The 12,615-nt window shown below is 69.3% G+C and carries 9 protein-coding genes; 4 read left to right on the forward strand and 5 right to left on the reverse strand.

Features of this window, described 5'->3' with window-relative positions:
- Positions 1-45 precede the first annotated feature (45 nt).
- Both ABD154_RS02190 and ABD154_RS02195 read right to left on the reverse strand, forming a co-directional pair.
- Positions 46-3,009 carry a UPF0182 family membrane protein gene (locus ABD154_RS02190; RefSeq protein WP_344249872.1) on the reverse strand — a complete coding sequence of 988 codons (2,964 nt, stop codon included), beginning with the start codon at positions 3,007-3,009 and terminating at the stop codon, positions 46-48.
- Positions 3,010-3,038: 29 nt separating this feature from the next.
- Positions 3,039-4,079: a YlbL family protein gene (locus ABD154_RS02195; RefSeq protein WP_344249778.1), complete on the reverse strand. Its 1,041-nt coding sequence runs from the start codon at positions 4,077-4,079 to the stop codon at positions 3,039-3,041.
- 297 nt (positions 4,080-4,376) lie between these two features.
- On the opposite strand from ABD154_RS02195, the gene ABD154_RS02200 reads away from it, so the two are divergent.
- Together ABD154_RS02200 and ABD154_RS02205 are read left to right on the forward strand one after the other, a co-directional pair.
- Positions 4,377-5,969 (forward strand): zinc-dependent metalloprotease, encoded by a 1,593-nt coding sequence (locus ABD154_RS02200; RefSeq protein WP_344249780.1) that lies wholly within the window; start codon positions 4,377-4,379, stop codon positions 5,967-5,969.
- The gene (locus ABD154_RS02205; protein WP_344249782.1) at positions 5,970-6,530 is read left to right on the forward strand and encodes an NUDIX hydrolase; all 561 of its coding nucleotides are present in this window, start codon (positions 5,970-5,972) and stop codon (positions 6,528-6,530) included.
- A gap of 4 nt (positions 6,531-6,534) precedes the next feature.
- On the opposite strand, the gene ABD154_RS02210 is transcribed toward ABD154_RS02205, so the two are convergent.
- On the reverse strand, positions 6,535-7,086 hold the full coding sequence (locus ABD154_RS02210) for a M48 metallopeptidase family protein (protein WP_344249784.1): 552 nt from the start codon (positions 7,084-7,086) through the stop codon (positions 6,535-6,537).
- 501 nt (positions 7,087-7,587) lie between these two features.
- Between ABD154_RS02210 and ABD154_RS02215 the strand changes: the two genes are divergently transcribed.
- On the forward strand, positions 7,588-8,490 hold the full coding sequence (locus tag ABD154_RS02215; RefSeq protein ID WP_344249787.1) for a hypothetical protein: 903 nt from the start codon (positions 7,588-7,590) through the stop codon (positions 8,488-8,490).
- On the opposite strand, the gene ABD154_RS02220 is transcribed toward ABD154_RS02215, so the two are convergent.
- Both ABD154_RS02220 and nudC read right to left on the reverse strand, forming a co-directional pair.
- Complete coding sequence (locus tag ABD154_RS02220) at positions 8,467-10,506, reverse strand: ATP-dependent DNA helicase UvrD2 (RefSeq protein WP_344249789.1); 2,040 nt, start codon at positions 10,504-10,506, stop codon at positions 8,467-8,469. The two genes, ABD154_RS02215 and ABD154_RS02220, sit on opposite strands and share 24 nt — an antisense overlap.
- Positions 10,503-11,480 (reverse strand): NAD(+) diphosphatase, encoded by a 978-nt coding sequence (gene nudC / locus ABD154_RS02225; protein ID WP_344249791.1) that lies wholly within the window; start codon positions 11,478-11,480, stop codon positions 10,503-10,505. Before nudC ends, ABD154_RS02220 begins: the two co-directional genes overlap by 4 nt.
- 93 nt (positions 11,481-11,573) lie before the next feature.
- Between nudC and ABD154_RS02230 the strand changes: the two genes are divergently transcribed.
- A partial coding sequence (locus tag ABD154_RS02230; protein ID WP_344249793.1) for an aminoglycoside phosphotransferase occupies positions 11,574-12,615 on the forward strand: 1,042 nt, incomplete at its 3' end.

Here is a 12,615-nt window from a genome sequence, read left to right on the forward strand (position 1 = left end):
GGGGCCGTCGTGTCAGCCGAGCTGCGGGCTCACTCCCGCGTCGGGTCAGTTGCCTCCCTGATCGGGTGCCGGCGATTCGGGCGGTGCCGTCGCCCCGCCGTCCTCGGCGAGCGAGGGATCGGCGGCGATCGCATCGTCGATCGCCTGCTTGAGGCGGTCCTGAGCCTCGCCGTAGGCCTCGAAGTCTCCGGCCTTGAGCGCGGCGTCGGAGTCCTCCATCGCCTGGCGCGCCTCCTGCAGGGCTTCGTTGAGGCCCTGGTCGGCGGGCTGTCCGCCACCGCCGCCGTCGCCGCCCGAGGAGCCGGAGGTCCCGCCTCCGCCCTCGGTGCCGGCGTCACCGGCCTGGGCGCCGGAGTCACCGCCGAACACCTGGTCGAGCGCCTCGTCGAGGGTCGGGGCGAACCCGATGTTCTCACCGAAGGCGACGAGCACGTGCTGGAGCAGCGGGTAGGACGTGTCACCGGCCGACCGGACGTAGACCGGCTGGACGTAGAGCAGACCGCCGCCGAGCGGAAGCGTGAGCAGGTTGCCGTTCTGGACCTGCGACTCACCCTGCCGCAGCAGGTTGAGGCTGCGCTGGACATCAGGGGCGGTGTTGAAGTTGTTCTGCGCCTGACCGGGACCGGGCACAGTGGTGTTGCGCGGCAGCTGGAGGAGCCTGAGCTTGCCGTAGCTCTCCGCGATGTCACCCGGCGTCGACCCCGCATCCGCATCCGCGGACAGGAAGCCCGTGAGGTTGTTCCGCGACTGGCCCTCCGAGGACTGCGCGGGGATGTAGGAGCTGGTGAGCGAGAACGACGGGGATTCCTGACCCGGCATCTGCAGAGTCATGTAGAACGGCGGCTGGGTCAGTCCGCTGTTGGCCCGGCGCGTCGGATCGGTCGGCAGGGCCCAGAAGTCCTGGCCGGTGTAGAACTCGCTGGCCGAGGTCACGTGGTAGCGGGTGAGCAGCTCACGCTGGACCTTGAAGAGGTCCTCCGGGTACCGCACATGGCTCATGAGGTCACCGGACATGTCCGAGGCCGGCTTGATGAGGCCCGGGAAGATCTTCATCCACGTCTTGAGCACGGGATCGTTCTCATCCCACTGGTACATGTCGACCGAACCGTCGTAGGCGTCGACGGTGATCTTCACGGAGTTCCGGATGTAGTTGACCTCTTCGTCCGGCAGGGTGGCCACGGTTCCCGGCGCCGAGGCGGTCGTCGAGTCCTCGGTCGCCTCCTGGAGGGGCTGCGGGGTCGAATACGGGTAGTCCTTCGCCGTCGTGTAGCCGTCGAGGATCCACTTGATCTTCCCGTCGACGACCGCCGGGTAGGGGTCGCCGTCGATCTTGAGGAACGGGGCGAGCTTCTCCACACGCGAGCGCGGGTGGCGTTCGTAGAGGATCTGCGAATCGGCGTTGACCGCGTCGGAGAGGAGGATCTGCTCGTCCTGGTACTTCAGGGCGTAGGCGAGGCGGTTGAAGATGCTGCCGACCGACGGGCCGCCGTCGCCCTGGAAGGTGTTGTTGACCTGACCGGAGCCGCTGTCCTCATCGGACGGGTAGTCGAGTTCGCGCGGGGTCGACCCCTCCGGGCCGCCGACGATCGAGTACTCCGGGGAGCTCTCACCGAAGTACACGCGGGGCTCGTACTCGGGGAAGTCACCGCGCGGCGGAATGTCGGACTCCATGAACGTCGGCTCGCCGTCGGGGTTGCGCTGGTTGCCGTTGGCGGCGACGACACCGAAGCCGTGCGTGTAGACGATCGCCCGGTTGTACCAGCTCTGGTTGTTCACCGAACTCGGGCTGAGCTCGCGCACCGCGATGACGGTGTCGCGCATCTGCCCGTCGATGTTGTACCGGTCGACGTCGAGCTGCGCGGGGAACGAGTAGTAGGGCCGGACCTGCTGCAGCTGGCGGAAGGTGTCGGAGACGAGGTTGGGATCGAGCAGACGGATCGAGGCCGCGGTCTCGGCATCGGCGCGCAGGGCGCCCGCTTCGCCGCTCGTGCTCGGCTCGTACGGGGTCACCTCGATGTCGTTGAAGTCGAAGGCCTCACGGGTGGCGTCGATGTTGCGCTGGATGTACTCGGACTCGAGGCTCTGCTGCGAGGGGTTGACCTGGAACTGCTGCAGGAGCGCCGGGTAGGCGATGATCGACACACCGCCGAGGACGAGGAGGGTGAGGGTGGCGATGATCGAGATCCGCCAGTTGCCCTTCCACGCGGTGTAGACGAAGAGGAGCGCGACGAGCACCGCCGCGATCGCGACGATCGCCATCGCCGGCAGCGCCGCCCGGTCGTCGACGTAGGTCGCGCCGGGCACGATGCCGCCGGACCCGGTGAGCCGGTCGTAGCGGCTCAGCCAGAGACGTCCCGCCTGGACGAGGACGAGCAGAGCCACGGTGATGCCGATCTGCCACTGCGCGGTCTTCGTCAGGATGACCCCGCGCTGCTCGCCGGGCCGGATGCCGCCGAAGAGGTAGTGAGCGACGAGGGCGGCGATGAGCGAGAGGACGAGCGCCATCCCGAGCTGATCGCCGACGAGGCGCAGACCGGGCAGCACGAAGACATAGAAGGACTTGTCGATGCCGAACTGCGGATCGGTCTCCCCGAAGGACGACGCGTTCATCCATTCGAGGACGACGTTCCACTGCGCCGAGGCGGTGATGCCGGCGAGGATGCCGACGACGGCGGGGATCGCAAGGGTCGCGACCCGACGCAGGGGTTCGATGGCCTCACGGTAGCGGTCGAGGTTCTCCTGCCGCGGTGTCGTGGGGGCGTAGACGGGACGGTTGCGGTAGGCCAGGTGGAGGCTCAGCCACACCGGCACGGCCATGACGAGGAAGCCGGCGGCGAACGTGATGCCGCGGGTGAACCACATCGTGCGGAAGACCTCGGAGGCGCCGAGCTGACCGAACCACAGGACCTCGGTGTAGACCTGGGTGAACGCGATGAAGGCGACGAGGAGGATCGCCACCGACACCAGTGTCAGCAGCAGTGGCGACCGCCGTGATCCTGATCCGGGCATCTTCGCGGAGGAGGGTGAGGACGTGGTGCTCACTGCTGACCTTTCTCGTTGGTGGTGTCACCGGACGTGCACGACTTCAGCTGGGACGTGTCTCCGGTGGCATAGCTTTCGACGGCGGAGCGGGCGTCGTCGAGGGTGTCGATGCGGGCGACGGTGATCTGCGACTGATCGGCGGCCCCGATCACCTCGGCGCAGTTCTCGGCGGGTGAGAGGAAGAGCGTGGCGCCCTTCGCGGTGGCGGCGGCGACCTTCTGCCGGGCCCCGCCGATGGGGCCGACGGTGCCGGCGGGATCGATCTCGCCGGTGCCGGCGACGTGCTTGCCGCCGGTCATCGAGCCGGGGGTGAGTTCGTCGACGATCGCCAGGGCGAACATCGTCCCGGCCGAGGGCCCGCCGATCCCCTCGACGTTGAAGGACACGTCGACCGGGAAGTCGAACTGCTGCCGCATCATGATGCCGATGGCATTGCGACCGTCGATGGTCGCCGGGTCGAGGCTGAGATCGACCTCGGAGCCGTCGCGCTCGACGACGAGATCGACGGTGTCGGAGTCCTGTACGGTCGTGCTCATCGTCGCAGGCGCCGCCGAGTCGTTCTCGAGCGAGGTCCCGTTGACGGAGACGAGACGGTCGCCCTTGTTCAGCTTGCCCTCGGCCGGGGACCCGGGCGTGACCTCGTCGACGAGGAGGTCGACGGTGTAGGGCATGTCGAGTTCGCCCATGGCCGCGGCGACGGCGACGTCCTGACTCGATGTCATCTCCACCGTGTTCGCCTCGGTGACCTGCTCGCGCGTCGTGTCGAGCGGGTAGTAGGCCTCGGTGGGCACGACCGTCTCCTGACCGTCGATGAGCGCGCCGAGGGCCTGGGTCGCGTACGTGTCGCGACCGGGACCGCCGCTGACGGCCACTGTGAGCATGTCGATCTCACCGCTCGTCGGGTAGGTCTGGGCACCGGAGACGCTGATCATGGGCTTGCCCTGGTAGTCGCCGAGGGTGTTGAACACCGGCCCGGGCAGCTGCAGCATGTAGGGAATCGGGATGAGCACGGCCAGCGCGATGAGCAGGTAGGTCATGACCCCCGCCGAGGTGGCGAAACGGGGCGAGCGTCGACGGGATCGGCTCCGTGGGGCGGGTGCCTGGACAGGCACCGCTCGGGGGGCATTCTCTGACATGGATTCCTTTCGGTGCACCGCGTCACCAGTCTAGTTGAAAGGCGACGCGCGACTTCTCAGACTCCTTACGCCCGGTGCGAACACGCACCCCTTTCGCCGGGTGCGAACATGGAGCGAAACTTCGCGCGATTGGGAAGCTTCGCACATGTCCCGAGGTTAACGTGGTGATGACTACGATTCTCGAAGGCGCGTGAGACCATGAGCGACGACAAGTCCAACGACAACAGCAACGAGCAGAACCCGTTCGAGCAGATCTTCGGAATGCTCTTCGGCCAGGGCGGTCCCGGCAATCCGGGCGGTCCCGGCCAGGGCGCCTCCGGTCCGCAGGGTTTCAACATCGACCCGGCGATGATGGCGACGATCATGAGCCAGATGCAGGGTCTCTTCGGCCAGGGAGCCGACCCGAGCGCGCAGGCGACGCAGATCGCGCTGCGCAGCGTGCCCTCGCCGGATCCCGCGGTCAGCGATGACGCCGCGCATGCCGCGACGGATGCGTTCCGCCTCTCCGAACTCTGGCTCGCCGAGGCGACCGACCTGTCCGTGGCCAACCGCGCAACTGCGACCCTGACCCGCGCCGACTGGGTCAAGCGGACGATGCCCGGGTGGCAGAAGTTCGTCCTCCCGATCAAGGAGAACATGTCGACGGCGCTCACCGACACCCTGCAGACGCAGGTGCCCGAGGAGATGAAGAGCATCCTCGCCGGTGCCTCGTCGATGTTCTCGACGATGAGCGATTCGATGTTCGCGATGCAGATCGGCCAGGCCGTCGGCGCCCTGTCGGAGAGCGTCCTGACCGGCACCGAGGTGGGCCTGCCCCTCCTCCCCCACGATCAGGCCGTGCTCGTCGAGGCGAACATCGCCGCCTTCGCCGAGGAGATCGACGTCGACATCTCCCAGGTCCGCATCTACCTCGCCGCCCAGGAGCTCGCCCATCTCGCCCTCTTCGAACGCGCCCCGTGGCTCGCCGCCCAGGTGGAGACCGCGCTGACGAGGTATGCGCAGGGGCTCAAGGTCGACACCTCGCAGATCGAGGAGATGGCCTCGTCGATCGATCCGTCGAACATCTCCGATCTCAGCGACAACATCCGCCAGGGACTCTTCAATCCGCCGACGACCGATGAGCAGAAGCGGGCGCTGACGACGCTGGAGAACCTCCTCGCCGTCATCGCCGGCTGGGTCGACGTCGTCGTCTTCGCCGCGAGCGACAAGCTGCCGGCCCGCGAGCAGATCCGCGAAGCGCTGCGGAGGCGACGGGCGACGGCCGGACCGGCGGAGAAGACCTTCTCGACGCTCGTGGGCCTTCAGCTCAACCCGCGTCGGCTCCGCGATGCCGCCGCTCTCTTCGCCTACCTCGAATCGCAGGGCGGCGCCGAGGCGCGCGACAACGTCTTCACCCACCCCGACCTGCTGCCGACGACCGAGGACCTCGACGATCCGCTCGGCTACAGCGAACGCCGTCAGGCCGAATGGGCGGGCGACTCGACGCTCGACGAGGCGCTCAGTCGCATCCTCGCCGAAGGCACCGACGGCGCGTCCGGTGCGACCCCGTCGTCGGCCGGTGAGGCGGGCACGGGAGCAGGCACGAACTCCGACTCGCAGGAGGAAGCCGGCACCGACTCCTCGGCAGCCGGCTCCGCCGCCTCGGCGGACCCGACGTCGAGTGATGAGGAGACGGATGACACGTCCGCGTCGAAGCGGGAAGCGTCCTCCGAGGCCGAGGAGGGATCCGACGCGGACTCCGACGGCCCCGGGCCCAAGGGGACCAACGACACCGACCGCGACGAGAAGTGAATGATCGCGCTCTCCACGGCGCGTGACGAGGTCGCGCACACCGCGCACACGAGTGGATTCGCCGAGGCGTTCGCCGGGCTCTTCGAGTCCCGCGGCGCCTCGGCGCTCGTGCGCGCGGGCACGAGCGAGCACGTCACCGCGAGCTGCCTCGTCGTCGACCCCGACACCGAGGCGGTCCTGCTCAACCATCACCGGCGGGCCGGCGCCTGGATGCAGTTCGGCGGCCATCTCGAATCCGGCGATGTCAGCCTGCGCGACGCCGCCCGGCGGGAGGCGACCGAGGAGAGCGGCCTCGAGCGGTTCCGGTGGGTCTCCCCTGCCCCGCTCGAGCTCCACGTCCACGATCTCGCCGGTGATTTCGGCACGTGCCGGCGGCACTTCGACGTCGTCTACGGCGCCGTCGCCTCGGCCGAGCAGAACCCGGCCGTCTCCGCTGAGTCACTCGACGTCGCGTGGTTCCCCATCGCCGGGCTGCCCGCCGCCCTCATGCCCGACCTCGTCACCCGGCTGCCCCAGCTCTACCGCGCGACCGTCGCGGCCCACGCCGCAGACGGCCGCTGAGTGATCACCGGCCGCGGCTGAACCGCTCCCCTGCGCTGAAGCCGTCGAGGTAGAGCTTCGCCTCCGCCTGCCGCGGATGCCGGTCGGCGAGAGCATGGAACTCCTTCGAGTGCGGCCCGATCTGCAGGTGGGCGAGCTCGTGGACGATGACGGTCTCGAGGACCCAGCGCGGCACGGACTGCAGGCGGTGGGAGATCCGGATGTCCCCCGATGACGTCGTCGTCGAGGCCCACCGGCTGAGGTTCTGGTTCGTCACCCACCTGATCGAGGCAGGACGCAGTCGCCCGCCGAAGTACCGGCGGCTGAGCTCCTCGGCGATCTCCGCGAGGTCGGCGGCCGAGGAATGGTCCTTCGCCGCCAGCCGATTGAAGAGGTCGGTGAGGGAGGCGATGTTCGACTCGACGCTGTAGCGCGTCGGCGCGCTGAGCACGTACGTGTCGATCTCCTTCGACACCGCGATCGTCTTCTTCCGTCGCGCCGAGCGGCGCACCACGATCTCTCCCCGGGCGATCGCCCGCAGCACGCCGTCTTCCGTCCACCGCTCCCGCTCAGTCATCCCACCATGATAGGAAACGCCACGGACACGAGATTACTTGTGAGTTTCCTGAGTATCGCTTCTCGGGGCCGGTCGGCGTTCGTCCACAGACGCCGACGCCGCCGGATCGTCACTCGAATCTCAAGTGACCTACGCATTCATCGCCTCCTCGGCACATCGACCGCGACGCCGGGTCCGCGCCTCCTCCACAGACGAGCGACACCTGTCCACACGTTATCCACAGGATGGGGCCGAAGCGCGGCGCGGAGCGCCATTGACGGGGCCGCGAATGGGGAATAGGTTCTATGTTTGACCCCGGAAAACCCGGAGATGCGTGCGGAAGGGGAAGCCGCACGAGTCACCGCGAGCGCCTGGGGCACTATGCGGTTGAGGGCAAGTCGGACAGCGTTTTCGGCCTGTCCTCAACCGTTTTTCCACAAGGTTTTCCACAGATCTGCGCACACCATGGCGCGGCCTGCTTCCATTCACTAGTCTGGGTCTCCCGACACGGAGGCGAGGTGGATGATGCTGCGGATCTGTCCCAGCGTTCCGATCACATGGCGGAGCGCCGCGTGCCTGCAGTTCGGTGTCGAGGACCCGGTGCTCATCGACGGCCTCCTCCCCGCCGACGCCTCCCTCATCGACGACCTGCGGATGGGTCTGGGATCGGGTCAGTTCCACACCCGGGCCCAGGACCTCGGCGTCGACCTCGCCCGGGCGACGTCGCTGCTCACCCTGCTCGACGAGGCGGGTGTGCTCATTCCCGAGGACTCCGACGCCGCTGCCGTGCGGCGCGGGACGAATCTCCTCGCCACCGCTCGCCTCTTCGACCGCTCCCCCGATCAGGCCGCCGCGGCGCTGGCGGCCCGACCGCTCGGCGTGTTCGGCCCGCTGCGCGTCGCGGTCGTCCAGCAGCTGTCGCGAGCGGGATTCGCCGTCACTCCCGCAACCCGCATCGACGAGCTCGATCTCACTGCCGATCCGATCGTCGTGACGACGTCGCATCTCGTTCCCGATCTCCACACTGCGACGTGGCTCGTCGATCGGGAGGTCGACCACTGCCAGGTCGTGGCCGGTGAGTTCTCCGTCGAGATCACCGGGCTCGTCCGTCCCGGCGCGACCCCGTGCACCGTCTGTGCGTGCCTGCTCCTCCGTGACGCCGACGAGGGGTGGTTCGACCAGTACCCGCGCATCCGCGCGCTCACCGACCGCGATGACCTCGCCGATCCGCTCGCGCCCGCACTCGGTGCCGCCCACCTCGTGCTCGTGCTCCGGGCCGCCCTCCTCACCGAGGCGGAGCCGGTGCGCCGCCGGGTGGATCTGCGCTCCGGCGCCGTCGACGACGACGCGCTCTCCTACCACCCGCAGTGCCACTGCCGCGTCCCCGCACCCGGGCTGACCCTAATCGACGAGGAGGCGCAGTAGGCTCTCACCGTAGAGTTCGAGCTTCGTGGCCCCGACGCCGGGCATCCGCGCCAGTCCGGGGAGATCCCGCGGATGGAGTTCGGCGATCGCCGAGAGCGAGGCATCGGTGAGCACGAGATACGGCGGCAGCCCCTGTTCGAGTCCGACGCGCGCCCGCCAGCGGCGCAGGGCATCGAGCAGCTCGAGATCGACGTCGGCAGGACAGTGCGCGCAGCGCCCCAGAGCCCGCTCCACCTGGGAGACGAGGACTTTTCCGCACGTCCGGCACCGGTTCGTCCGCACCGTGGTCGCCGGTCGCCGCGCCTGACCCGGCGCCTCCTCGAGCCGGCCGAGCTCACCGAGGAAGCGCGAGGCCTGCCGCGGCTTCTGCTTCGACTCGTGCCGCGCCAGCGACCAGCTCAGCGACAGGTCGCGACCGGCACGGGTGAGCGCGACGTAGAAGAGCCGGCGCTCCTCGGCGATCGCCCGCGGGGTCTGCGCATAGCTGATGGGCATGAGCCCTTCGCTCAGGCCCACGAGGTGGACGCTGTCCCATTCGAGGCCCTTGGCCGCGTGGAACGAGGCGAGCGTCACCCCCTCGATGTCGGGTGCGAACTGGTGTTCGGCACGATCGGCGAGGTCGGCGAGGAAGTCCTCGAGCGGCACCGGCAGCGCGCTGCCGGCCTGATGGGTCTCGGCGAGGTCGACGATCGCCTTGAGCGACTCCCAGCGCTGGCGGCTGGCCCCGGCTGGCGGCGGGGTCCGCGTGTAACCGGCGGAGACGAGCACCTCGGCGACGATCTCCGGCAGCGGTCGCGCACCCGCGGCGGCGCGCGCGGCCCGGAGCATGAGGATCGACTCCTTGACCTCCTTGCGGGCGAAGAAGCGCTCCCCGCCGCGCAGGACGTAGGGGATCCCGGCCGCCGTCAGCGCCTGCTCATACGCCGGGCTCTGCCCGTTCGTGCGGAAGAGGACGGCGATGTCACGGGGACGGCGACCGGCCTTCACCTCGGCGGCGATCGCCCGTGCGACACCGAGCGATTCGGCGTCGTCGGTGGGATATTCGGTCATCCGCGGCTGCGTGCCCTCGGCGTTGTCCGTCCGCAGGGTCAGGGCGGTGCGCGAGGTGTGGCGGAGCAGGCTGTTCGCGGTCGCGACGATCGCCTTCGTCGACCGGTAGTTGCGCACGAGCCGGATCGTCTCCGGTGCCGCCAGCTGCGACGGCAGGGCCTCGAGCAGGGACGCGTCGGCCCCGGCGAAGGAGTAGATCGTCTGCGCGGGATCGCCGACGACGCAGAGGTTGTCGCGCGGCCCCAGCCACCGGGAGAGCAGATCGAACTGGAGCGGGGAGACGTCCTGGAACTCGTCGACGACGAAGTGCCGGTACTGCTCGCGGACTTCGGCGGCGATCGCCGGATACTCCGCGAGGACGCCGGTGAGGACGAGGAGGACGTCGTCGAAGTCGAGGAGGCGGCCGCGGGTCTTCGCCTCCGAGTAGGCTTCGGCGATGCGGACCATGTCCTCGACGCTGAGATCACCGGGCAGGTCCCTGGCCTGGGCTTTCGTCGCATAGTCGGCGACGCCGAGGAGGGAGGCGGCGGCGAACTCGATCTCCGCGGCGACGTCGCGGGCGAGTTCCCGGCTGACCTCGTGGCCGAGCTCCTGCATGACCGAGCCGAGGACTCCCGCCTTGTTCTCGATGATCCGGGGGAAGTCGCCGGTGGCGAAGCGGTCCCAGAAGAACCGCAGCTGGCGCAGAGCCGCGGAGTGGAAGGTGCGGGCCTGGACGGCCGGCACGCCGAGGGAGCGCAGACGGGCGCGCATCTCCCCGGCGGCCTTCGCGGTGAAGGTGAGGGCGAGGACGTGATTGGCGGGGAACACCTCGGTGGCGATCCCGTAGGCGATCCGGTGGGTCATCGCCCGGGTCTTGCCGGTGCCGGCGCCGGCGAGCACGATGACCGGGGAGGAGAAATGGGTGGCGACGGCCCGCTGCTCGTCGTCGAGGGCGGCGAGGAGGTCGGCGGCGCGAGCGTTCACCGACTCTCCAGCCACGACCACAGCAGCTGGCCGGCGATCGAGACGGTGCCGGGGGTGCCCACGCGTCCGGCGGCGATGTCCGCTGTCAGCTCCTCCCTCGTGAACCACTTGAGCGAGGTGATCTCGGCTTCGTCGGCAGCGACGTCCAGCGACACCGCCTCGGCGGAGAAGCCGAGCATGAGGGAGCAGGGGAACGGCCACGGCTGCGAACCGAGGTAGCGGGGGTTGACGACGGTGACGTGCGCCTCCTCCCAGACCTCGCGGATCACGGCGTTCTCGAGCGTCTCTCCGGGTTCGACGAAGCCGGCGAGCAGCGAGTAGCGGTCGGCGGGCCATGCGGCGTTGTTGCCGAGGAGGACGCGTTCGACGCCGTCGGCATCGGTATGGACGATGACGACGATGATCGCGGGGTCGGTGCGGGGGAAGTGCTCGCTGCCGGTCTCCGGATCACGGCGGACCCAGCCGCCGTGGACCACCTCGGTGGGGGTGCCGGTGCGCGGGGAATGGGTGTGCGCGCGGTGCCAGTTGCTCAGCGCCACGAGTTCACAGGCCAGGGACACGTCGACGTCGTCGAGGGCGTCGGCGAGTTCGCGCAGCGGCAGCCACACGGGTTCGGTGCTGTCGATGCCGGAGCCGGGGGCGGTGAGGAGGTCGGTGGCGTCGCGATCGCGGGCCGTGGCCAGGGCGGTGTCGAGGACGCTGCGCCCCTCGTCGCTGAGCCCGATGCCGATGTAGCGCTGGTCTGCGGCATCCCGGCCGAGGTAGATCTCCGTCTGACCATGCGGCACGAGGTCGCGGGCGGCGCGGAAGAGGCCGCCGCCGGCCACGAGCAGGGACCCGCGATGCTCGAACACCGCGGCCGGTCCGCCGGCCCACACCTCGGTGAGATCGCCGTCTGCCCCGCGGGTGAGATGATCGCGGTCGATGCCGTTCCTGGCCAGGCTGACGGGCGTGATCATGGGCAGCGGTTCCATGGATTCCACGATAGCTCAGGGGTCTGACGCGGCGGACACGCGTAGGGGTCCAATCCCCGGCCTGGGCGGGGCGCAGACGGTAGATTGGGAAGGGTGGATACGAAGGCGCTCAAGTTGGCAGCGGTCGCGGCGACGATGCTCGACGACTTCTCCCCGACGACATGGACACCGCTGCCCTCCCTCGATGCGGGAGTGAGGATTCTCATCGGCGACGGCGAGACCGAGTACGTGGCGACGGCGCACACCCGCGTCGACCGGTCCGCTGACACGGGGTCGATCGCCGAGGCGGCCCGGATCTACGATCTCGCCTATCCGCACGCCGATTTCACGTGGCCGCACCTGCGGGCGATCACCGAGGTCGAACCGAAGCTCTTCGCGACCGAGAAGGCGGTCACCGTCACCCTCGCCGATCCGCTTCCCGGCGCCCCGGTCGGTGACGAGCCGATCGCCGATGTCGCGCGGGCGAGCTCGCTGGCGCAGACGCTGGCGACGCTCCACTCGGCCGCCCCGGAACCGATCTCCGACGCCGGATTCCCCGTCGAGGAGCCCTCCCGCTTCCAGTTCCAGATCCTCGACCGCCTCGATCAGGCCGCGGCCACCGGGCGGGTGCCGTCGACTCTCCTCCAGCATTGGGAGGAGGAGTTCGAGAAGGTCGCGCTCTGGCACTTCCTCGCCACGCCCATCCACGGCGCCATCGACGAGTCGAGCGTCTACACCGATGAGGAGCGGGTGCTCGCCCTCTCGGAGATCGGACGGATCCGGGTCTCGGATCCGGCGATCGATCTCGCCGCAGCCTCCGCGCTCATCGATCCGGCCGCGGTGCCGACGTTCTTCACCGAGTACCGCAGCTCACGGCCCCGCGCCGACGACCACATCGTCACCCGGGCCGAACTCCTCGCCGAGTTCGCCGTCCTCGACTGGCTCCTCGAAGCGGTCGACTCCGGCGACGAGGAGGCGATCCAGGACGCCGCCGACCTCCTTACGTCCTTCGATCAGGTGCTTCTGCACCCTGACGGCTCCGACGTGCCGACGGCGCCGGTGTCGTCGGACGATGTGGCCGAGGGGTCGCACGCCGGGCCGTCATCGGCCTCCGGTCCGGGCGGGTCGGCCGCCGGTGAGCCTCACGCGACGGGCA

Origin of the sequence: Brevibacterium sanguinis (assembly GCF_039528855.1) — a bacterium.
Lineage (GTDB): Bacteria > Actinomycetota > Actinomycetes > Actinomycetales > Brevibacteriaceae > Brevibacterium > Brevibacterium sanguinis.